Annotated in this window: 23 protein-coding genes and 1 pseudogene; 17 read left to right on the top strand and 7 right to left on the bottom strand. The window is 68.1% G+C overall.

Annotated features, from left to right (window positions below):
• Positions 1-119 precede the first annotated feature (119 nt).
• The 6 genes from H7J86_RS15435 (at position 120) to msrA (ending at position 3,556) form a co-directional block, all read left to right on the top strand.
• Positions 120-551 carry a VOC family protein gene (locus tag H7J86_RS15435; RefSeq protein ID WP_267291936.1) on the top strand — a complete coding sequence of 144 codons (432 nt, stop codon included), beginning with the start codon at positions 120-122 and terminating at the stop codon, positions 549-551.
• A gap of 93 nt (positions 552-644) precedes the next feature.
• Positions 645-1,319 carry a type 1 glutamine amidotransferase domain-containing protein gene (locus H7J86_RS15430; protein ID WP_267291934.1) on the top strand — a complete coding sequence of 225 codons (675 nt, stop codon included), beginning with the start codon at positions 645-647 and terminating at the stop codon, positions 1,317-1,319.
• Positions 1,319-1,627: a putative quinol monooxygenase gene (locus H7J86_RS15425; protein ID WP_267291932.1), complete on the top strand. Its 309-nt coding sequence runs from the start codon at positions 1,319-1,321 to the stop codon at positions 1,625-1,627. Before H7J86_RS15430 ends, H7J86_RS15425 begins: the two co-directional genes overlap by 1 nt.
• Positions 1,628-1,656: 29 nt before the next feature.
• Positions 1,657-2,568 carry an alpha/beta fold hydrolase gene (locus H7J86_RS15420; protein WP_267291930.1) on the top strand — a complete coding sequence of 304 codons (912 nt, stop codon included), beginning with the start codon at positions 1,657-1,659 and terminating at the stop codon, positions 2,566-2,568.
• A 26-nt stretch (positions 2,569-2,594) separates the two neighbouring features.
• Positions 2,595-3,047 (top strand): peptide-methionine (R)-S-oxide reductase MsrB, encoded by a 453-nt coding sequence (gene msrB, locus H7J86_RS15415; RefSeq protein ID WP_267291928.1) that lies wholly within the window; start codon positions 2,595-2,597, stop codon positions 3,045-3,047.
• Positions 3,044-3,556, top strand: coding sequence for a peptide-methionine (S)-S-oxide reductase MsrA (gene msrA, locus H7J86_RS15410; RefSeq protein WP_443677655.1), 513 nt, complete (start codon positions 3,044-3,046; stop codon positions 3,554-3,556). The genes msrB and msrA overlap by 4 nt, the downstream gene beginning before the upstream one ends.
• Here the strand turns inward: msrA and H7J86_RS15405 are convergent.
• Positions 3,546-4,874, bottom strand: coding sequence for a cytochrome P450 (locus H7J86_RS15405; RefSeq protein WP_267291926.1), 1,329 nt, complete (start codon positions 4,872-4,874; stop codon positions 3,546-3,548). The genes msrA and H7J86_RS15405 overlap by 11 nt on opposite strands.
• 133 nt (positions 4,875-5,007) lie before the next feature.
• Positions 5,008-5,577, bottom strand: coding sequence for a TetR family transcriptional regulator (locus tag H7J86_RS15400; protein WP_090362129.1), 570 nt, complete (start codon positions 5,575-5,577; stop codon positions 5,008-5,010).
• 53 nt (positions 5,578-5,630) lie between these two features.
• Between H7J86_RS15400 and H7J86_RS15395 the strand changes: the two genes are divergently transcribed.
• Both H7J86_RS15395 and H7J86_RS15390 read left to right on the top strand, forming a co-directional pair.
• The gene (locus H7J86_RS15395; protein WP_267291924.1) at positions 5,631-6,281 is read left to right on the top strand and encodes a class I SAM-dependent methyltransferase; all 651 of its coding nucleotides are present in this window, start codon (positions 5,631-5,633) and stop codon (positions 6,279-6,281) included.
• A gap of 60 nt (positions 6,282-6,341) precedes the next feature.
• The gene (locus H7J86_RS15390) at positions 6,342-7,643 is read left to right on the top strand and encodes a cytochrome P450 (protein ID WP_267291922.1); all 1,302 of its coding nucleotides are present in this window, start codon (positions 6,342-6,344) and stop codon (positions 7,641-7,643) included.
• On the opposite strand, the gene mmpH is transcribed toward H7J86_RS15390, so the two are convergent.
• The 4 genes from mmpH to H7J86_RS15370 all read right to left on the bottom strand — a co-directional run bounded on the left by mmpH (position 7,640) and on the right by H7J86_RS15370 (position 11,275).
• Positions 7,640-8,710 (bottom strand): MMP endo-(1,4)-3-O-methyl-alpha-D-mannosidase, encoded by a 1,071-nt coding sequence (mmpH, locus tag H7J86_RS15385; RefSeq protein ID WP_267291920.1) that lies wholly within the window; start codon positions 8,708-8,710, stop codon positions 7,640-7,642. The genes H7J86_RS15390 and mmpH overlap by 4 nt on opposite strands.
• Before the next feature lie 6 nt (positions 8,711-8,716).
• A complete protein-coding gene (locus H7J86_RS15380) occupies positions 8,717-9,433 on the bottom strand; it encodes a class I SAM-dependent methyltransferase (RefSeq protein WP_267291919.1) in 717 nt (238 codons plus the stop codon).
• 4 nt (positions 9,434-9,437) lie between these two features.
• Entirely contained in the window at positions 9,438-10,670 is a 1,233-nt protein-coding gene (gene manT / locus H7J86_RS15375) for an MMP alpha-(1->4)-mannosyltransferase (RefSeq protein WP_090362141.1), read from the bottom strand.
• 92 nt (positions 10,671-10,762) lie between these two features.
• Entirely contained in the window at positions 10,763-11,275 is a 513-nt protein-coding gene (locus H7J86_RS15370) for a hypothetical protein (RefSeq protein ID WP_090362248.1), read from the bottom strand.
• 137 nt (positions 11,276-11,412) lie between these two features.
• On the opposite strand from H7J86_RS15370, the gene H7J86_RS15365 reads away from it, so the two are divergent.
• From H7J86_RS15365 to H7J86_RS15340, 6 genes and pseudogenes are all read left to right on the top strand, one after another.
• Positions 11,413-13,239, top strand: a complete 1,827-nt coding sequence (locus tag H7J86_RS15365) for a hypothetical protein (RefSeq protein WP_267291917.1) — start codon at positions 11,413-11,415, stop codon at positions 13,237-13,239.
• Positions 13,236-13,406 carry a hypothetical protein gene (locus H7J86_RS15360; RefSeq protein WP_187097368.1) on the top strand — a complete coding sequence of 57 codons (171 nt, stop codon included), beginning with the start codon at positions 13,236-13,238 and terminating at the stop codon, positions 13,404-13,406. Before H7J86_RS15365 ends, H7J86_RS15360 begins: the two co-directional genes overlap by 4 nt.
• Positions 13,403-13,813: a hypothetical protein gene (locus tag H7J86_RS15355; protein ID WP_267291915.1), complete on the top strand. Its 411-nt coding sequence runs from the start codon at positions 13,403-13,405 to the stop codon at positions 13,811-13,813. Before H7J86_RS15360 ends, H7J86_RS15355 begins: the two co-directional genes overlap by 4 nt.
• On the top strand, positions 13,810-15,081 hold the full coding sequence (locus tag H7J86_RS15350; RefSeq protein WP_267291913.1) for a hypothetical protein: 1,272 nt from the start codon (positions 13,810-13,812) through the stop codon (positions 15,079-15,081). The genes H7J86_RS15355 and H7J86_RS15350 overlap by 4 nt, the downstream gene beginning before the upstream one ends.
• A 9-nt stretch (positions 15,082-15,090) precedes the next feature.
• Positions 15,091-15,639 (top strand): isochorismatase family protein, encoded by a 549-nt coding sequence (locus H7J86_RS15345; protein ID WP_267291911.1) that lies wholly within the window; start codon positions 15,091-15,093, stop codon positions 15,637-15,639.
• Between the two features lie 32 nt (positions 15,640-15,671).
• A pseudogene (locus H7J86_RS15340) lies at positions 15,672-16,382 on the top strand (DUF222 domain-containing protein); the annotation flags it as partial.
• A 781-nt stretch (positions 16,383-17,163) separates the two neighbouring features.
• On the opposite strand, the gene H7J86_RS15335 reads toward H7J86_RS15340, so the two are convergent.
• Complete coding sequence (locus tag H7J86_RS15335; protein ID WP_267291910.1) at positions 17,164-17,964, bottom strand: enoyl-CoA hydratase/isomerase family protein; 801 nt, start codon at positions 17,962-17,964, stop codon at positions 17,164-17,166.
• A gap of 73 nt (positions 17,965-18,037) precedes the next feature.
• Between H7J86_RS15335 and H7J86_RS15330 the strand changes: the two genes are divergently transcribed.
• The 3 genes from H7J86_RS15330 to H7J86_RS15320 are packed head-to-tail and all read left to right on the top strand — an operon-like array spanning position 18,038 to position 20,104.
• Positions 18,038-18,493 (top strand): MarR family winged helix-turn-helix transcriptional regulator, encoded by a 456-nt coding sequence (locus tag H7J86_RS15330; RefSeq protein WP_090364961.1) that lies wholly within the window; start codon positions 18,038-18,040, stop codon positions 18,491-18,493.
• Positions 18,490-19,302 (top strand): ATP-binding cassette domain-containing protein, encoded by an 813-nt coding sequence (locus H7J86_RS15325; RefSeq protein WP_090364959.1) that lies wholly within the window; start codon positions 18,490-18,492, stop codon positions 19,300-19,302. The genes H7J86_RS15330 and H7J86_RS15325 overlap by 4 nt, the downstream gene beginning before the upstream one ends.
• A gap of 55 nt (positions 19,303-19,357) precedes the next feature.
• The gene (locus H7J86_RS15320) at positions 19,358-20,104 is read left to right on the top strand and encodes an ABC transporter permease (protein WP_267292966.1); all 747 of its coding nucleotides are present in this window, start codon (positions 19,358-19,360) and stop codon (positions 20,102-20,104) included.
• Positions 20,105-20,155: the final 51 nt, after the last annotated feature.

Here is a 20,155-nt window from a genome sequence, read left to right as displayed (position 1 = left end):
TCGTGCTGCGTCCGCGCTGCCCCCCGGTATGACGCATTCCCGTCGAGGTGTAGCGGGCATCGGCCTTCCGCTCGCGCGGGCCTGTACCCCAGCCGGGACGCCAGTCCACAATCATGCACATGAGTGCAAGCAACGACGCCACTTTCAGCGGCGTCCACCATGTGTCGTTGACCGTCACCGATCTCCCCGCCAGCATCGAGTGGTACCAGCGGGTGTTTCGGACCCAGCGATTGGACATCACGATCCCGCACTACGGGCGGGAGGAGACGGGATACAGCGTGCTGTTACCCGAGCCTCGCTCCGGGTTGATCTTCGGGCTGCACACCAATAGCGGCAATCGCGGTGAACCGTTCGACGAGGCTCGAACCGGCTTGGATCATGTGTCGTTCGGGGTGTCCGGCCGGCCAGCGCTGGAAGCCTGGGTCGCCTGGCTGGATGAACTCGGGGTCGAGCACACCGGCATCGTGGACGAAGTGGACCCGATCCGGTACTCGACGGTGGTGTTCCGCGACCCGGACAACATCCAGCTCGAACTCATCGCGATGGACTGACGCGCCCCGCCCGATCGCGATCGTCTCCGAATGGGCTACTGCCGGAGCGGAATACGATACTCAGTCGCGGGTGCGGTGCGGCATTCTCGACCCGTGAGCGTTCCCTATGTCCTGTTCGTCGTGACGAACGCGGCCGTGATCGGCCCGAACAATCGTGCAACGGGTTTCTTCTTCCCCGAGGTGGCCCATCCCTACGAGGTGCTCAACCGGCACGGGGTGGCAGTCGAATTCTGCTCCCCGCAAGGCGGCCGACCCCCCGAAGACGGGTTCGACGCCACCGACCCGACGCAGACCGAGTTCCTGGACACCAAGGCCTACCGCCGGTTGGGCCGAAGCCGCAAACTGTCCGAGGTCGACGTACTCGACTACGACGCGGTCTTCATTCCGGGCGGGTTGGGACCGATGGTGGACATCACCGGCAATCCGGAGGTCCAGGACACCGTCCTGCGCGCGTGGAATGCGGGATTGATCGTGTCCGCGGTCTGCCACGGGCCGTCTGCGTTCCTGGGTGTCGTACTCGACGACGGGTCGCCGCTGGTGCGTGGTCGCCACCTCACGTCCTTCTCGGCCGCCGAGGAGGACGGGTACGCCGACAAGGACGTTCCGTTCGATCTCGAGGCGGCCTTGCGTGCGGAGGGCGCTCTGTATCAGGCGACCGACCCCTGGCAGCCGAAGCTCGTGGTGGACGGCCGCCTGATCACCGGCCAGAATCCGCAATCGGGCACGCTGGTCGGTGAGGCGCTGGCCGAGGCGCTCGGGAAGCACTGATGGGATCGACCGATCCTGTTGTCGTGGTGGCCCATTGGCAGACGACCGAGACCGAACTGGGCACAGTGCTGGCACACGTCGCCGCGCTCCGGCCCCAGGCACTGGCCGAACCAGGGTGCCTCGGCTATCAGGCGTTCCAGAGCGTGGACGACCCCACCCATCTGCTGCTCGTCGAGCATTACCGTGACGCCGCCGCCCTCGACGAGCACCTGGCCTCCCGTCACTATCAGGAGCTGGCGGTGGAGCGCGTCCGCCCACTGCTCACCGACAGGCAGGTCGAACTTCTGCAACCGCGGAACGCCACCTGAGGCCGCACAGGCGGCCATAGGGTGACCGTATGTGGATCCGGCCGGTCCTGGCCGTCGCACTGCTCGCCATCGCCGTCGGCGTGGGGCCGCCCGCCGCCGCCGACACCTCGCGCCTGGTTCCCATCGGTGACGGGCGCTCCCTGTTCCTGGACTGCCAGGGATCCGGCGCGCCGACGGTGTTCGTCATCCCCGGCAAAGGCAGTTACGCACAGGCCTGGAACGCCGCCATCGCGCCCGACGACCCGGCCCGGGCGTCCCCGTACGACCTGATCGAGCAGGCCGAGCCGGTACTGACCCCGATCTCGGCGCAGCCGCTGGTCGCCAGGACCACCCGGATCTGCACCTACGATCGCCCCGGCACCCGCCCGGACGGCAACGACCGCTCCACCGCGGTGCCGCAACCGCACCATGTCCGCGACGATGTCGACGATGTCGTGAAACTCATTGCCGCGGCACACCTTCCGACGCCCATGGTGTTCGTCGCGCACTCCTATGGCGCGCTGATCCTGGATCTGCTGGCCCGCACACATCCCGAACTGGTCAGCGGGATGGTGTTCTCCGAGCCGACATCGGAGTTCCTGATGGCGCTGGGCCGGCCGGATCAGAACGCCGCCTTCGACCGCGACGGCATGGTGGTCGACCCGCAGAGCCCCGAAGCGATCCTGGCCGATGACGCCTTCGCGCAGATCGCCGCGGCACCTCCCCTGCCCCGGGTGCCCGCGATCGTGCTCAGCGCGGACAAGTTCGCGCCACCGTGGGCGCTCACACCGGACAATTACACGCAGGCGCAGATACACGCCGCCAACGATCTGCTGGCGGCCGCACTGGGCACCACCGATGTGATCATCCCCGACACCGGCCACAACCAGATGCTGTACCAACCGCACGCCGTCGCCGACCAGATCGCCGGCGTCGTCGCGCGGGTCCGCGACGGGAACTAACCGCACGTCAACGGGGTTATCACTACGTGACGTACAACAAGAATCCCGGGGCAGTCGACGCACTGACCCCGGAGCAGTACCGGGTCACCCAGCGCGACGGCACGGAACGGCCCTTCACCGGTGAGTATTGGGACAACCACGAACCGGGTATCTACGTCGATGTGGTGTCAGGCGAGCCACTGTTCGCCTCGACCGACAAGTTCGACAGCGGTAGCGGCTGGCCCAGTTTCACCAAACCGATCAACGGCTCGAACGTGGTGGAGAAGCGCGACTTCTCGCACCTGATGATCAGAACCGAAGTGCGGTCGGCCAACGCCGACAGCCACCTCGGCCACCTGTTCACCGACGGGCCCCGCGACCGGGGAGGCTTGCGCTACTGCATCAACTCGGCTTCGCTGAGATTCATCCACCTCGACGACCTCGAGGCGCAGGGGTACGGCGAGTACCGGGCCCTTTTCCCGACACAGGAGGACAAGTGAGCAACAAGAAGGCGATTCTGGCCGGCGGCTGCTTCTGGGGCATGCAGGACCTGATCCGCAAGCAGCCCGGTGTGGTGTCCACCCGGGTCGGGTACACGGGCGGCCGAAACGACCACCCGACCTACCGCAACCACCCCGGCCACGCCGAGGCGATCGAGATCATCTACGACCCCGCGCTGACCGACTACCGGGCGCTGCTGGAGTTCTTCTTCCAGATCCACGACCCGTCCACGAAGGACCGGCAGGGCAATGACATCGGCAGCAGCTACCGGTCGGCGATCTTCTACGTCGACGACGAGCAGAAGCAGGTGGCGCTGGACACCATCGCCGATGTGGACGCCTCCGGGCTGTGGCCCGGCAAGGTGGTGACCGAAGTGGTGCCCGAGGCCGACTTCTGGCAGGCCGAACCGGAGCATCAGGACTACCTGGTGCGCTACCCGTCGGGCTACACCTGCCACTTCCCGCGACCGGGCTGGAAGCTGCCCAAGCGGGCCGACGCTAGCGCCTAGCCAGCGTCACCCGGCCACCGCGCTTGGGCGTGAAGGCCACTCCTCGCGAGTGCACCTTCTCCCCCGGCGCGGTGGTCGTGGTGAGGGTGAAGTGCCGCAACACCGTTCGCAGCACGATGTCCATCTCCACATTCGCGAACACGGCGCCGACGCACCGGCGGGTGCCACCGCCGTAGGCCGCCCAGGCCAGCGGCGGCCGGGTCCCCATGAAGCGCTCGGGATCGAATCGGTCGGCGTCCGCGAACTCGCGCTGGTGCAGCTGCGAGAGGCTGACCATGATCGAATGCCCCTGCGGGACAACCCATTCACCCATCTCGAAGGTCGGCGAATGGACATGTCTACCGGCGAAGTCGATGACGGTGCGGTTGCGCTGGGTCTCCAGGATGACGGCCTGCCGGTACTCGTTCCCCTCACCGTCCGCCTCGTCGACCAGCCGGGCCAGCACCTGCGGATGCCGGCTGATCCGCTCGAACACCCAGGCCAGAGTGGAGGCCGTGGTCTCGTGTCCGGCGGCCAGCAACGTCAGGAGTTCGTCGGCGATGTCCTGGCGTGACATCGCGGTTCCGTCCTCGTAGGTGCTGCGCAGCAGCAAGGCCAGCACATCGTCGCGACCGGCCAGACCGGGATCCGCGCGCACCTCGTCGATCAGCCGGCCCACCACGATGTCGTACCGGCGGCGGTACTCGGCCAGCCGCCCCCACGGGCTCAGCCGCCCGTAATCGCGCTTCGGGCTGGGCATCGTGGCCACCCGGGAGCCCAGCGTCACCCATGGCGGGATGATGCGGCGCAATTCGTCCAGGTGCGCACCATCGGCCCCGAACACCGCCCGCAGGATCGCGTTCAAGGTGATCCGCATCATCGGCTCGAGCGTCGGGAACTCCTGCCCGACGGGCCAGTCAGCGGCCTCGCGCAGCGTCTCCTCTTCGAAGATCCGCTCGTAGTTCTTGATGCTCTTGCCGTGGAACGGCGGGGTCAGCAGCTTGCGGCGGCGCCGGTGTTCGGCCCGGTCCAGCGCGAACACCGAGCCGGGGCCGAGCACCCGGGACAGATTCGGCTGGATGTTGCCGACGTCGTCGGTGTGGGCGGTGAAAAGCTGCTTGGCCAGGTGTGGGTCGGCGACGATCACGGTCTGGCCGAACACCGGCAGGCTGATGGTGACCGCGGGTCCGTACCGGCGCACCAGCATCTCGGTCATCGGCCGGCGGAACAGGGCGAAGGCAATGCCCTGCAGCGAGCGGGCGACGCGCGGGCCGGGCGGCAGATGCTCCGCGCGGACGGAAGCGGGCTGCTCCGAAGTCGTCAAGGCCGTCTCAGTCATGCGCACTCCAGACCCGTACGTTGGTACTTCTATGTACCAATGGCGTGTGCGTCACGGTACTCCGCGGTACCGATGGGGCGCAAGAGCCTCCGGTAGGACATTCGAAGGCGCGCAGCGGCCCCGTACTTGAGCTTCAGCCCAGGATCAGCCGCGCCGAACGCTCCAGGCGCGGCGCGATATCGGCATAAGAGACATACCCCATGCCCGCGCGGACCAGGGCACCCGAATACAACAGCTCCAGCGTCTCGATGACGGCGATATCGGTTTCGGGACCGAGCGCGGCCATCAGCCGCTCCCGGATGTCGAGGCCGATGCGTTGGCGCAACACCTCGACATCGGCATCGCGGGCCAGTAGCGCACTGGTGACGGCACCGGCGAACTCCGGTTCGTCGGCCACCAGCAGCGCGATGTGACGCAGCACCCCGATCGCCCTGGCCGCCGCGTCGCCGTCACCGGGCTCAGTGGGTGGCGACGCCGCGAGCCGGCGCCAGAACACCTCGGCGACAAGGTGTTCCTTCGAGGAGAAGTAGGTGTAGGCGGTGGCCGCTCCCACGCCCGCATCCGCGGCCACCCGGCGCACGGTCAGTGCGGCGAAACCTTCGCGGTTGAGCAGGCCGATCGCGGCGTTGCCAAGGCGCTCGACGGTATCGGCCTGCTTGGCGCTCAGACGCCGCCGAGTCGACTCCACAGCCGCGTCGGACACGTGTCTGGACGCTACTACAACGACCCGGTACCAGCAACGGTAGGTTGACTGCCATGAGTGCAGCCGACATCGCCCTGCCACCCGACGCCGCGCGGCTCTTCGAGTTCGCCGAGACCGTCATCGGCTTCATGCCCGCCGACGAGGGCCGGGCCCTGTACGACGCGGCCGTGCACTACCTCTGCGGTGGCGTCGGCGTCGAGATCGGCACCTACTGCGGCAAGTCGACGGTGTTGCTCGGGGCCGCCGCCCGCCAGGTCGGCGGCGTCATCTACACCGTCGACCACCACCACGGCTCCGAGGAACATCAGCCCGGCTGGGAGTACCACGACACCACCCTCGTCGACCCGGTCACCGGACGTTTCGACACCCTGCCCACGCTGCGGCACACCCTGGACCTGGCCGGCCTCGAGGACAGCGTCATCCCGATCGTCGGCAAGTCCCCGACCGTGGCGCAGGTGTGGCGAACGCCGTTGCAATTCCTGTTCATCGACGGCGGCCACACCGAGGAACACGCCCAGCGCGACTACGACGGGTGGGCCACATGGGTCGCCCCCGGCGGCGCCCTGGTGATCCACGATGTCTTCCCCGACCCGAATGACGGCGGCCAGGCGCCGTATCACATCTACCGTCGCGCAATCGATTCCGGTGACTTCCGCGAGGTCTCCGTGACCAGCTCACTGCGGCTGCTGGAGCGCGCAAGCTAGACGAACGGACGCCTGCCGTCCACCCGTTCGACGTTTCGGCCCTCTATCGTGCGCGGCGCCATGACCGCACACTCGTACCTGCCTCCCGGTCCGCCGCTGCCGCGCGCGGTGCAGGGCGCACTCGGCGTCGCCGACCGGATTCGCGCACTGCAGATCCTGCGTTCGCGATACGGCTCGGCTTTCTCGATCGACCTGCCGATCTTCGGCCACCTGGTGGTGCTCAGCGATCCCGACCAGGTGCGCGAGCTGTTCCGGTGCGGTCCTGCGGTGGTCGACACGACCGAGGCCAATCTGGGCCGCGTGATGGGCCCGCATTCGTTGTTCGCACTGACCGGTGACCGGCACCTCGCCCGGCGCAAACTGCTCACACCGCCGTTCCACGGCCGCCGGCTGACGGCCTTCGAGCAGATCGCCGAACAGGAGACACTGCGCGAGGCCGCGAACTGGCCGGTGGCACAGGAGTTCCCGATACTGCCGTCGATGATGCGTATCACGTTGAACGTCATCCTGCGGGCGGTGTTCGGGGCCGACGGCCAGGAGTTGCAGCAGCTGCGCGCGGTGCTGCCACCGGCGATCCGGCTGGGCTCGGCGTTGTCGCTCATCCCTGTGCCGCAATGGGATTGGGGACGCTGGAGCCCGTGGGGCCGGGTATACCGGTACCGCCGCGAGTACGACGCCATCGTGGACCGGCTGATCGACAAAGCGCTGGCCGATCCCGCACTGGCCGATCGCGACGACGTGCTGGCCACGCTGCTGCAGAGCAGATACGAAGACGGCAGCCCGATGGCCCGGGCCGAGATCGCCGATGAACTCCTCACGATGCTCGCGGCCGGCCACGAGACGACGGCCACCACCCTGGCCTGGGCGATAGAACGGCTGCAACGACACCCCGCCTTGCTGGCCCGGCTCACCGCCGAACTGGACCGGGGCGCGACAGATCTGCTCGATGCCACCCTCCTGGAGGTACTGCGGGTCCGGCCCGTCATCGACGTGACGTTCCGGCAGGTGAAAAGTCCAGTGCTGCAACTCGGCCCGTGGCGGCTACCGCAGGGCCAGACGATCGCCGCCGGTATCGGACTGCTGCACTCGGACCCCAAGGTCTTCCCCGATCCGCGTCGGTTCGACCCGGACCGCTTCCTGCACCGGCCGCCCAACGCCGGCGAGTGGATGCCCTACGGGGGTGGGGTCCGGCGCTGTATCGGCGCCGCATTCGCGACGATGGAGATGCGGGTGGTGTTGCGGACGCTGTTGCTCGAACACACCCTGGCGACCACGACCGCACCGGGTGAGCGGTGCCGGTCCCGCGGAGTGGCGATCGCGCCGGCGCGGGGCGCCCTGGTGCGGGTCGACAGGCGGACCTAGCGGCCCGAAGCCGCGCAGACGCAGTCGAATTCGTCCTCCAGCCCACGCGGCAACCCGGCACCGCGGAAGATACCGCTGGCCGGGCTGGTGAGGGACAACGCGTCGGCCGCCAGGATCATCGCCGCACCGGTCCAGGTGGTGCGCTCCTCGGGCCAGCGCTTGCCGTCGGCGAACACCAGCCCCGTCCAGTACGAGCCGTCCGTCTCACGCAGGTGCTGCATGGCGGCGAACTGCTGGTGTGCCCTCGCCCGGTCGCCGATCGCATCCAGCGCCATCACCAGCTCGCAGGTCTCCGCACCGGTGACCCACGGCCGATGGTCCACGCACCGGATGCCCAGTCCGTCGACCACGAAGTCATCCCAGCGGTCCTCGATCCGGGCCCGCGCGGCGGCACCGCGCACCGCTCCGCCCAGTATCGGGTAGTACCACTCCATCGCGTGAGTGTCTTTCGGACTGAACGCATCCGGATGCTCGGCGATCACATGGCCGAGCCGGCCGACGGCCACCTCCCATTCGGGCTGCGGTTCGTCGAGATAGTTCGCCAGCGCCAGCGCACACCTGATGCTGTGGTAGATGCTCGCGCACCCGGTCAGCAAGGCCTCGTCCATCATCCCGGCATCGCTTCTGGCCCAGCTGATCTGGCCGCCGGGCAGCTGCATACTGAGCACCAGCTCGATCGCCCGGCTGACCGTCGGCCACATCCGCAGCGCAAAGCGCCGGTCCCCGGTGATCAGCACGTGGTGCCAGACTCCGGTGGCGATGTAGGCGCAGAAGTTGCTGTCGGTGTTGGCGTCCTCGATGACACCGTTACGCGTTTGGATCGGCCACGACCCGTCGGCCCGTTGGGTGCTGCGGCACCAGTCGAATCCGGCCCGAGCCGGCTCGAGAAGACCTGCGACGGTCAGCGCCATCAGGTTCTCGACGTGATCCCACGGGTCGGTGTGACCGCCCACCGACCACGGCACGGCACCGTCGGACTCCTGGGTGTCGGCGATGGACTGAGCCGTCTGCAGGCACTGCAGCGGCGTCAATACACCTGACACACCGGGAATCTCGTGGTGGCGCATGGCGTCCTACGCGGCCGGCTTGGCGAAGTAGAGCGCCACACTCTTGCCGATCAGCGGGTTCAGCACGTCCTCGGCGGTGCGCGTCAACCACGGCCGGCTCATCATGTCCCACACCAGCAGCTTGTGGTAGGCGGTGACCGCGGGGTGCTTCGGTTTATCCACGCCGACAGCACATTTCAGCCACCAGAACGGTGCGTGCAGCGCGTGTGCGTGATGGGCGTGGATGAACGTCACCCCGCGGGAGGTGATCTTGTCGCGCAGCTCGTCGGCACGATAGATGCGGATGTGTCCGCCCTCGTTGGCGTGGTACTCGTCCGACAGCAGCCAGCACACCTTCTCCGGCAGCCAGCGCGGTACCGTGACCGCGAGCTTGCCGCCGGGCTTGAGCACCCGCACCAGTTCGGCGATCGCCGCGTCATCGGCGGGCACGTGCTCCAGGATCTCCGAAGCGATGACGACATCGAAGGTGCCGTCGGCGTAGGGCAGATCCAGGGCGTCGCCCTTGACCGCTTCCGCACGGGCCCCGGCCGGAGCCTCGCCCTGTTCCTTCATCGCGGTCAGGATGGCATCGACATCGTTGAGGTCCTCGACGCTCTGATCGAAGGCGATGACGTCGGCGCCGCGCCGGTAGGCCTCGAACGAGTGCCGGCCGGCACCGCAGCCCACGTCGATCACCGAGATGCCGGGTCCGACACCCAGGCGGTCATAGTCGACGGTCAGCACGACGTCATCCTCTCGTGGTCCTCTCGATTGCCTTTTCGTACACCGAAACTGTCTGTGCAGCAACCGATTCCCAACTGAACACCGCCAAGGCCCGCTGGCGTCCGGCCGCGCCGAGCTTGCGGCGTTGCGCCGGGGAGTCCAACAGCTCGCCGAGCACGGCGGTCAGTCGGTCGATATTGCCCGGCGGCACCAGGCGGGCGCATTCGCCTTCGGCGCCCAGCACTTCGGGCAGCGCTCCCGCGCGGCTCGCCACGATGGGCGTGCCGCTGGCCATCGCCTCCACGGCCGGCAGCGAGAACCCCTCGTAAAGCGAAGGAATACAAGCGATCTCAGCCGAGGCCAGCAGGCGGGCCAGCTCCTCGTCGGGCAGGCCGGACGAGCTGTGCACGATATCGGAGATGCCGAGTTCGGCGATCAACTTCTCGGTGGGTCCGTTGGGCTCCAGCTTGGACACCAGCTGAACGTCCAGATTGTGGTGCGCGCGCAGCCTCGCGACCGCATGCAGCAGATTGCTGACACCCTTGAGCGGAACGTCGGCGCTGGCGATCGCGATGATGCGGCCGGGCACCCGGTGGTCGGCCGGCCGGAACAGGTCGGTGTCGACCCCGAGCGGCACCACGTGCAGCTGGTCGTCGGCCACCCCGAAGTCCTCGGCGATATCGGCACCCGAGGTCGTCGACACCGTCAGCAATTCGGGGATCCGGCGGGCCACCCGCTTCTGCATCTCGGCGAATCCGTACCAGCGCCGCACCAGGGGTTTGCGCCACCAGGTGGCGGCGGCCACCTCGAGCACCCGGTCCCGGGTGATCGGATGGTGCACGGTCGCGACCAGCGGGATATCCCTGGCGATCCCCAGCAGGGCGGCGCCCAGGCTCTGGTTGTCGTGCACGACATCGAACTCGTCACGACGTTCGGCCAGGATCCGGGCCACGCGCATGCAGAACGTACGGGGTTCCGGGAAGCCGGCGGACCACATGGTGAACAGCTCCAGCAGATCGATACCGTCCCGGATCTCACTGGGACGCGGCACCCGGAACGGATCGGGTTCGCGGTAGAGGTCCAGGCTCGGCACCTTGGTCAGCCGGACGCGAGGATCCAGCCCTTCCGGATACGGCTGGCCGGAGAACACCTCGACGTCGTGGCCGAGCTCGACCAGACCGCGGGACAGGTGCCGGACGTACACACCTTGGCCACCGCAGTGCGTCTTGCTTCGATACGAAAGCAGGGCGATACGCACGTCAGCTCAATCCGCTGAACTGCGGCGAGACACACTGGACATGTGTCCAGACTATAGTTTGACGAGCTAGCAGACGCAACGCGGCCGCTGAGTCACCACCGGCGGGGAAGCACGAAGGCAAACGGTGTCGGGAAGCCCAGCCCGGTCAGCCCGCCACGCCGGACGGCGTCGATCGCCACCTCGCGCACCTGTCCGGAACTGGGCTCATAGCAATGCAACCGACCCTCGCCCGCGCCGACGACGAGGATCCAGTGTCGGGGTAGGAATCGGCCGACGAGCACCGCCACCGGGCGCCCCGCCCGCACCGCCGAGAGCACATCGGAAAGGGCGTCCCGGCCACCGGGCAGCAGGCCGCGGAACAGTCGCCACCGGTACCGGACCGGGCTGTGCGCGCTGATGGCCCTGGCCACCCCGACCGGCGTGGTCCCCAGCCGACGGGGCCAGAACCGGTTGACCAGACGGTGCACCCGGCCCTGTTCGGCATGGAAGAGATGCGGGGTTTGCAGCGCTTCGCGGTACCCCGGATCCAGCAGCGCACCCGCCACCACCGCCACGGTCGGTCCGCACGTGACGCCATCGCGCTGCCGCAGGCCCGCGAGTTTCATCACGCTCAAGGCTAGCGACGGCGCCAGCAAACTGCCTAGGCTCGACAGTGTGTCCGGTACCCCTGGTTTCGGATACAGCTTTCTGACAACATTACCGGCGAGTAGGTATCGAGCTCTTCAACGTAGCGGGGTGGGACATGGCGCAACGGGTTGCTGTATTGGCCGCGGCCGGGACCGAAGGCGGCGGTGCGGCGCTGGACCAGGTCATCGGGATGTCGGTGGCCACCGCCATCATCACCGCCGGACTGTTGTGGATCGGCTACCTGCACCGTCAGCGCCGGATCACCTGGCTGCACGATCTCGCCGAGAAGACCGGCCGCAAGATGAATCGCCCCGGCTGGGTGGCCCTGCCCGCGCTGCTGTTCACCTCGACCATCATCTGCGCCATGTTCGGCTTCATCTGGGATGTCAGCCTGCACATCGGCAAGGGCCGCGACGCGGGCCCACTGGCCAACCCGGCCCACTACTTCATCCTGATCGGCTTGTTCCTGCTGTTCATCGCCGGATCCCTGTCGATCATCCTGCCCTACGAGAAACCCGGACCGGCCGCGGTAAAGATCACCCGGACCTGGTACGCACCCGTCGGCGGCATCCTGATGGCCGGCTGCGGTCTGTACGCCCTCATCGGCTTCCCCCTGGATGACATCTGGCACCGGATCTTCGGCCAGGACGTCACCCTGTGGGGTCCCACTCACCTCATGCTCATCGGTGGCGCGGGCCTGTCCCTGGTGGCCACGCTGCTGCTGACCCGGGAGGGCGATATCGCCATGGGCGCCGAGGCGCCGGAGCAGCGCCGCAGCATCCTGGCGTATCTGGCGTGCGGCGGCCTGGTCATCGGCCTGTCGGTGTTTCCGGTCGAATACGACTTCGGCGTCGAGCAGTTCCGTTTGGTGCTGCACCCCATGCTCATCGCCGCGGCAGCCGCCATGTCCCTGGTCGTCACGCGACTGTTCCTCGGCCGCTTCGCCACCTTCGGTGCGATCGCCTTCGCCTTCCTCATCCGCGGCCTGGTGGCACTGGTCGTCGGACCCGTACTGGGCGCACCGCACAGCTGGTTCGCGCTCTACCTCGGGTCGGCCATCGTGGTGGAACTCCTCGGGCTCACGCCACTTGCCAAGCGGCCCATCCTGTTCGGTGCGGTTGCCGGTCTGGGCGTCGGGTCCGTGGGCATGTGGCTGGAGTCGTTCTGGGTCGACGCCGTCTTCCGCAACCCGTGGCCGCAGAGCATGTGGGGCGAGGCGCTGGCCACCTCGGTGCCGGTGGCCGTCGGGATGGGCATGTGCGGTGCCCTGCTCGCCATCGTGCTCACTGGCCAGAAACTGCCGCAGCGCCCCCTCGGCATCGGCATCGTCGCCGCGACGGTGCTGGTCATCGCCGGCGCCGTCGCCAACGGGCTGAACACCACGGTGCCAGAGAATGCCAGCGCGCAGATCACCCTCACCGACGTGCCGAGCGACGCAGGCCAGCGACTGGCGAACGCCGACGTCAAGATCACGCCGGCCAACCTGATCAGCGCCGACCCCGAATGGGTGTCCATCCTGGCGTGGCAGGGCAAGCTCGACCACGAGCGTGGTTTGGTCATCGACCACCTGGAGCGGGTCGGCCCGGGCCACTACCGGTCCACGCGCCCCATTCCGGTATGGGGTACCTGGAAGACGGTGCTGCGCGTACAGGACGGCCGGACCATGGCCGCCGTGCCGATCTTCCTGCCCGCCGACCCCGGTATCGGCGCCGACGAGACCCCGGCTCTGGCCTCGACCTCGCGTGACTTCACCGAGGAGATCAAGGTCTTGCAGCGCGAACGCAACCTCGACGTCCCGTCCTGGCTGTACAGCGCGGCATCGCTGGTGGTGCTGGTGTGCTCGCTGATCCTGGTGGCACTGCTGAGTTGGGGTGCGGGACGGATCAATTCGCGCGAGCAGCACAGCACCGCCGAGACCCGGGAACCCGTCGGACAGCCGTGACCGTTCTCGCCGACCATTCGCTCTGGCTGGCGCTGCCCGCGTTCGCACCGGCCGTCGTGGTGGCCGGGGTGGTGGCCTGGGTGGCCGTCCGCGACAGACGGGCCGGCCCCGATGGCGATTCTGACAGCGAGAACGCAGGTTCGACCGACGAGGATGGTTCAGCGTGACTCTCATCAAGACACTTACCGCCGTGTGCGCCGTCGCCCTGATCGCCGGCTGCGGCAGCTCGACGACGCCGGAGAACACCGGCACGACGTCGAGCACCGGGACCGCCGCGCCCGAGATGACGGACCAGCAGTCCCCGCCGGAACGCGTCGTCATCGACGTCACCATCGCCGGCGGCAACGTCACCCCGACCAACCAGCAGGTGCAGGCCAAGGTCAAGCAGCCGATCATCGTCCGGGTCAACAGTGACGCCGCCGATCAGCTGCACGTGCACTCCAACCCCGAGCACACCTTCGACATAAAGCCGGAGAACGGTCAGGCGTTCCAGTTCACCGTGGACGTGCCCGGCAAGGTCGATGTCGAACTGCACCACCTGGACAAGACCGTCGCGACCATCACGGTGCAGTGATCCTGGCGCACGGGCTGGGCGGCTCGGCCGATCTGCCCATCCCGCTGACCTATGCCCTGATCGGCGCGGCGTGGGCACTCACCTTCACCTTCGCGGTGGTGGCACTGGCATGGCGTAGACCACGCTTCGATCCCGCGACGCCGGGGCGACCGTTGCCGCATTGGGTGACGGAATTCGTCGATTCGCCGGCGACCCGGTGGACGGTCGGTCTGCTGGGGCTGGCGTTCGCGGGGTGGGTCGCGGTGGCTGCGGCGTTCGGTCCGCAGAACTCGTCGAATGCCCTGCCCGGTGTGTTCTACGTGCTGCTGTGGGTCGGATTGGTTGCGCTGTCAGTCGTTTTCGGACCGGTGTGGCGGGTGCTCTCGCCGGTACGGACCGTCGCCCGGCTGTTCCGGGTACGCGCTTCGTCCTACCCCGAGCGACTCGGCTACTGGCCCGCCGCCTTCGGATTGTTCGCCTTCGTATGGCTCGAGCTGGCCAGCCCGGACCCCGGTTCGCTTGGTGCCGTGAAGATCTGGTTGTTGATCTACCTCGGTGTCACCATGGGTGGGACTTTCGCCTTCGGCCCCCGGTGGTGCTCACACGCCGACCCGTTCGAGGTGTACAGCGTGGTGGCGTCACGATGCTCCCCGTTGCGGCGCAACGCCGATGGGCGCATCGCGGTCGGCAACCCGTTCGACCACCTTCCGACCTTGCCGGTCCGGCCCGCGACGGTGACGGTGCTCGCCATCCTGCTGGGGTCGACGGCCTTCGACAGCTTCTCGGCGACACCGGCGTGGCGCGGGTTCGTCGACGCGCACACCTCAGGCGCTTGGCAGCCAACGGTTTTCAAGACCGTCGGGCTTGCGGCATTCGTCTTGATCGTGGCGCTGACGTTCAGTCTCGCGGCCCGGGCCACCGGCGGGGTGAGCCGGGAGCGGCGCCGGGAGTTGCCGGGGCTGATGGCGCACTCCCTCATCCCGATCGTCATCGGCTACGTGTTTGCGCACTACCTGACCTATCTGGTCGAGAAGGGTCAGCAGACCGTCTACGCGCTGTTGGGTATGCACGATGCGCACGTGTATTACGTGCTGTCCCTGCATCCGTCGGTACTGGCCACATTGAAGGTCCTGTTCGTGGTCGGTGGCCATATCGCCGGGGTGATCGCCGCACACGACTGCGCACTGCGTGTCCTGCCCAAGCGGCATCAGCTGACCGGCCAGCTCGCGATGATGCTGGTGATGGTCGGCTACACCTTCACCGGCCTGTACCTGCTGTTCGGCGGTTAGGCTTTGGGCATGCGGGCTTTGATCGTCGTCGACGTACAGCGGGACTTCTGCGAGGGTGGCTCCCTGGCCGTGGCGGGCGGCGCCGACGTCGCTCGCGCAGTGACCGCACTGCTGGGTTCGCACGACTACGACCATGTGGTGGCCACCAAGGACAATCACATCGATCCGGGGTCCCATTTCTCCGATACTCCCGACTACCGGGATTCCTGGCCGCGGCACTGCGTCGTCGGCACCCCGGGCGTCGAGTTCCATCCGTCGTTCGATCCGTCGGCGGTGGAGGCGGTGTTCACCAAGGGTGAGTATTCCGCGGCGTACAGCGGTTTCGAGGGCGCGGAAGCGTCCGGGGCCGGCCTGGCTTCATGGCTACGCGAGCGCGGGGTGACCGACGTGGACGTGGTGGGTATCGCCACTGACTATTGCGTGAAGGCCACCGCCGCCGATGCCGCGGCCGCGGGTTTCCGCACCCGGGTGCTAGTGGATCTGACTGCGGGTGTGGCCCCGACGAGCACCGACGAGGCGGTGGCCGCGTTGCGGGCGGCCGGCGTCGAGGTCGTCTGAACGTGTCGTAGCTCCCGCCTATAGTCGAACGTATGTTCGAACTGGGTGGTGTGGGGGATGCGGCGCTGATCGAGGCGTTGCGCGCCGCGACCCGGGCCGAGGCGGTGGCCGCGGCGCAGCGGTGGGCGATCATCGCCGCTCTGGTCGACTGGCACTGCAAGGACGAAGACCAGGCGCGGGCCTCTGCGGCGTTGGATGGGTGGGAGTACGCCGCCGCCGACATATCGGCGGCCTGCCAGATGCGCATCGCGCTCGCGTTGCGGGACCGGCTCCCGAAAGTGGGGGCGCTACTGGAGCACGGGGAGATTTCGGCCAAAACCGCGGCCGCGATCACCTGGCGCACCCGGCTGGTCACCGATACCGAGGCGTTGGCGTTGATCGACGCCGCCCTGGCCGGGGTCGCCCCGACGTTGGGGGTGCTCTCGCAGAAGAGCACCGAGGCTGCTATCGATGTGTGGATCGAGAAGTTCGATCCGGTCGCGGTGCACTGCACCCGCACCGCGGCCCGATCCCGGTGTCTGGAGTTCGGGGCGCAGGAGGATCCCGCCGGCACCGTCGCGGTGTGGGGGCGGCTGCTGGCCACCGACGCCGCGGTGCTGCGGGCCCGGCTCACCACCCTCGCCGACACGGTGTGTGACGCCGATCCCCGGACTGTCGGGCAACGCCGCGCCGATGCCATGGGGTTACTGGCCGTCGACCCGAACGCCGACCGGCTGGCGTGTTTGTGCGGGGAGCCAGGCTGCCCGGCCGGCGGGGTAGATCCCCGCTCGGCCGCGGTGACGGTCTATGTCCTCACCGACACGGTGCCTCACTCCGCCGACGAGGGCACACCGGCTGCTCCTGATCCTGAACCCGACACCCCGGCGCGCGACCCCGGTGTGCACGGCGACGACCTGCAGACCCTGCGCACCCCGGCTGCGGTGACCGGCTCACCAGGGGTCATTGTCGGGGGCGGTGTCGTGCCCGCCCCGCTGGTCGCCGAACTCATCGCCACCGGCGCCCGGGTGAAAACCCTCACCGACCCGGCCGCACTGACCGCTGAGCCGCGGTACCGGCCCTCGGCAAGGCTGGCGGCCTGGGGTCCGCACCCGCGACCTCACCTGCACCTTCCCTGGCTGTCACCGCGGCGCCCAGCACTGCGACCTCGACCACAGCGTGCCATGGCCGAGCGGGGCCACCCACCCCGGAAACCTCGCCGCACTGTGCCGCACCCATCACCTACTCAAAACCTTCGGCGGCTGGACCACCCTCCAGCACCCCGACGGGACACACACCTGGACCAACCCCACCGGGCACACCTACACCACCGTGCCGCTGACCCGGATCCTGTTCCCCGACAAACACATTCACACCCCGCCACCACCACCGACACCAACCACCACCGGTATCGGGGATCGGGGGCTGGCCATGCCCCGACGCCGCCACACCCGCGCCCACACCCACGCCGCCCGCATCAACACCGAACGCCGCCTCAACCAACAAACCCTCCAACAGAACGCGAAACCACCACCGTCCTGAGAGAACTCAGCGCGTCGGATCCACCGGAGCACCCGTCCACCGCGGTGCCCGCCCCGCGAGATGCGCGCGCACACCCTCCCGGGCGTCCTCGTGGGCCATCACCTGCCGGTGGATCTCGGTCTCCCTCGCACCCACCTGCTCGCGCGTGAGCCCGAACGAATCCCACAGCAGCCGCTTGCTCGCGGCAACCGACATGGGCGCGGTGTTCTCGGCGATATCGCTGGCGATCTCCAACGCCGTGGGCAGCACCTCCGCCGCGGGGAGCGCCCTACTCCCGAGCCCCATCTCCACAGCCCGTCTGCCGTCGAAAGTGGCTCCGGTCAAAAGGATTTCCGCGGCCGCTGAGATTCCCACCAGCCGGGGCAGCACCCAGTGCGCATACGCGTCGCCCACCACACCGCGCCGCACCTGCACGACGCCATAGCGGGCGTCGGCCGCGAAGATCCGGATATCGCACTGCAGGGCCAGCGTCAGACCCAGACCGATGGCGTGGCCGTTGACCGCCGCGATCACCGGTTTGTCCAGGCTCCAGGCCGGCACCTCGATCCCGGCGGCGCTGAACCCCGCTCCCGGTTCGGCGAAGGTCTGGTCCCCGGCTCCGAGATCGGCGCCCGCGCAGAAGGCGGGCGGCGCACCGGTGAGCACCACGGCACGGATCGTGTCGTCGGCATCGCAACGGCGGTAGGCGTCGGCCAACTCCGCACGCATCCCGTCACCGAAGGCGTTGCGCCGTTCGGGCCGGTTCAACGTGATGACGGCGACGCCGCCGTCGGTGTCGAGCAGCAGTGTCCGGTACTCGTGCACCACCTCATCATGGGGTAAGGCGTCAAGATGTTCGGCCCAATCGATATTACCTCTGTAACAGAGGTAATATGTCCCGGTGGACGCCTACGACGACCTCGTCACCGAACTGTTCGGTGTGGTGGGGCGATTCCGGAGACAGTTGCGCCGCTCGACCGGGGGCGGCGGATTCGACCGGTCCGGGTTGACCCAGTCCCAGGCCGAGCTGTTGCGGCTGGTCGGGCGCAAACCCGGAATCTCGGTGCGGGAGGCCGCCACCGAACTCAGCCTGGCCGCCAACAGCGCCTCCACCCTGGTCTCCCGGCTCGCCGCGGACGGACTGCTCATCCGGGAGGTGGACGACGCCGATCGCAGGATCGGACGCTTGCGCCTGGCCGTGCCGGCGCAACGCATCGCCGACGACTCGCGCCACGCCCGCCGTGCTGCGATGGCCGATGCCCTCGATGAACTCGACCCTTCCCAGATCGACCAACTCGCAAAAGGTTTGACGGTCCTCGCCGAACTGACCCGGATACTCCAGGAAAGGCAGCCATGACCACCACCCCGCCGGCAATCGAATGCCGCCGGCTCACCCATCGCTACGGCCAGTTCACCGCCGTGCACGAACTCGACCTGCAGGTGTCCACCGGCGAGACGGTAGGTCTTCTCGGCCCCAACGGCGCCGGGAAGACCACCGTGATCCGGGTGCTCACCACGCTGACCCCCGTGCAAGAAGGCGACGTCCGGATCTTCGGGCTGGACGCGCGACGCGACACCATGGACATCCGCTTCAACATCGGCTATGTCCCGCAACAACTTTCCATCGAAGCAGCACTCACCGGACGGCAGAACGTGGAGCTGTTCGCCCGGCTCTACGATGTGCCGCGTCGCGAACGGGCCGAGCGGGTCGCCGACGCGCTGGACGCCATGCAGCTCACCGACGTGGCCGACAATGTGGCGGGAACCTACTCCGGCGGGATGGTCCGTCGGCTGGAATTGGCGCAGGCCCTGGTGAACCGGCCGTCACTGCTGTTGCTCGACGAACCGACCGTGGGCCTGGACCCCATCGCGCGGGACAGCGTGTGGGAGCAGGTCGACCGGATGAAGGCGGACTTCGGCATGACGGTACTGCTCACGACGCACTACATGGGCGAAGCCGATGCGCTCTGCGACCGGGTGGCCCTGATGCACCACGGCCGGCTACAGGCGGTCGGCACCCCGGCGGAACTGAAGGCGACCGTGAGCCCCACCGCCACCCTCGAAGACGTCTTCCGGCACTACGCGGGATCCGATCTCGACGAGCCCACCCAAGCGGGCCTGCGTGAGGTGCAGGCCGCTCGACGGACGGCGCGCCGTGTCGGCTGAACCACTCACCCTGGTCCGGGCACCGCGGGGCTGGCGCCGGCTGCGCGGACTGGCCATGCGCATCGGCGCCTTCTCCTTGGTCGAACTACAGAAGCTGCGCCACGACCGCACCGAGTTGTTCACCCGCATGGTGCAGCCGGCGCTGTGGCTGCTGATCTTCGGCCAGACCTTCAGCCGGCTGCGCGTCATCGATACCGGCCACGTCGACTATCTGGCCTTCCTGGCCCCGGGCATCATCGCCCAGTCCGCCCTGTTCATCTCGATCTTCTACGGAATCCAGATCATCTGGGACCGCGATGCGGGCATCCTGGCCAAGCTCATGGTGACCCCGGCACCACCGTCGGCACTGGTCACCGGGAAGGCCTTCGCCGCAGGTGTGCGCTCGGTGGTGCAGGTGATCGGCGTGGTGCTGCTGGCCTACCTGCTGGGTGTGCACATGACCGTCAACCCGCTACGCATCCTCGGCGCGATGGCCGTGGTGGTGCTGGGATCGGCGTTCTTCGCCTGTCTGTCCATGTCGCTGGCGGGCCTGGTCCGGCACCGCGACCGGCTGATGGGCATCGGCCAGGCCATCACCATGCCGCTGTTCTTCGCCTCCAACGCGCTCTACCCGGTGGACGTGATGCCGCAGTGGTTGCGCTGGCTCTCCGCGGTCAACCCGCTGAGCTACGAGGTGAATGCGTTGCGCGGCCTGCTGATCGGCACGCCCACCAACGGTTGGCTCGATATCGCGGTCCTGATCGTCGCGGCCGTGCTCGGCATCGCCACCGCGTCGGCACTGCTACGCCGCCTGGTGCGGTAAGACATATTCAGCACATATCGGGCACCCAGATTCACGGCGTTGAGTTGAGTC

The organism is Mycobacterium hackensackense (assembly GCF_025822555.1).
Taxonomy (GTDB): Bacteria; Actinomycetota; Actinomycetes; order Mycobacteriales; family Mycobacteriaceae; genus Mycobacterium; species Mycobacterium fluoranthenivorans.
The sequence above is the reverse complement of the archived record's forward strand: the minus strand, read 5'-3'. Positions and strand labels throughout refer to the sequence as shown.

Excerpts from the sequence above, each read along its gene's own strand:
- H7J86_RS15425 (WP_267291932.1), top strand. The coding sequence starts at position 1,319 with ATGGGATCGACCGATCCTGTTGTCGTGGTGGCCCATTGGCAGACGACC.
- mmpH (WP_267291920.1), bottom strand. The coding sequence starts at position 8,710 with ATGCGCCACCACGAGATTCCCGGTGTGTCAGGTGTATTGACGCCGCTG.
- H7J86_RS15420 (WP_267291930.1), top strand. The coding sequence starts at position 1,657 with ATGTGGATCCGGCCGGTCCTGGCCGTCGCACTGCTCGCCATCGCCGTC.
- H7J86_RS15390 (WP_267291922.1), top strand. The coding sequence starts at position 6,342 with ATGACCGCACACTCGTACCTGCCTCCCGGTCCGCCGCTGCCGCGCGCG.
- H7J86_RS15365 (WP_267291917.1), top strand. The coding sequence starts at position 11,413 with ATGGCGCAACGGGTTGCTGTATTGGCCGCGGCCGGGACCGAAGGCGGC.
- H7J86_RS15395 (WP_267291924.1), top strand. The coding sequence starts at position 5,631 with ATGAGTGCAGCCGACATCGCCCTGCCACCCGACGCCGCGCGGCTCTTC.
- H7J86_RS15405 (WP_267291926.1), bottom strand. The coding sequence starts at position 4,874 with ATGACTGAGACGGCCTTGACGACTTCGGAGCAGCCCGCTTCCGTCCGC.
- H7J86_RS15320 (WP_267292966.1), top strand. The coding sequence starts at position 19,358 with ATGCGCATCGGCGCCTTCTCCTTGGTCGAACTACAGAAGCTGCGCCAC.
- H7J86_RS15435 (WP_267291936.1), top strand. The coding sequence starts at position 120 with ATGAGTGCAAGCAACGACGCCACTTTCAGCGGCGTCCACCATGTGTCG.
- H7J86_RS15325 (WP_090364959.1), top strand. The coding sequence starts at position 18,490 with ATGACCACCACCCCGCCGGCAATCGAATGCCGCCGGCTCACCCATCGC.
- H7J86_RS15345 (WP_267291911.1), top strand. The coding sequence starts at position 15,091 with ATGCGGGCTTTGATCGTCGTCGACGTACAGCGGGACTTCTGCGAGGGT.
- H7J86_RS15370 (WP_090362248.1), bottom strand. The coding sequence starts at position 11,275 with ATGAAACTCGCGGGCCTGCGGCAGCGCGATGGCGTCACGTGCGGACCG.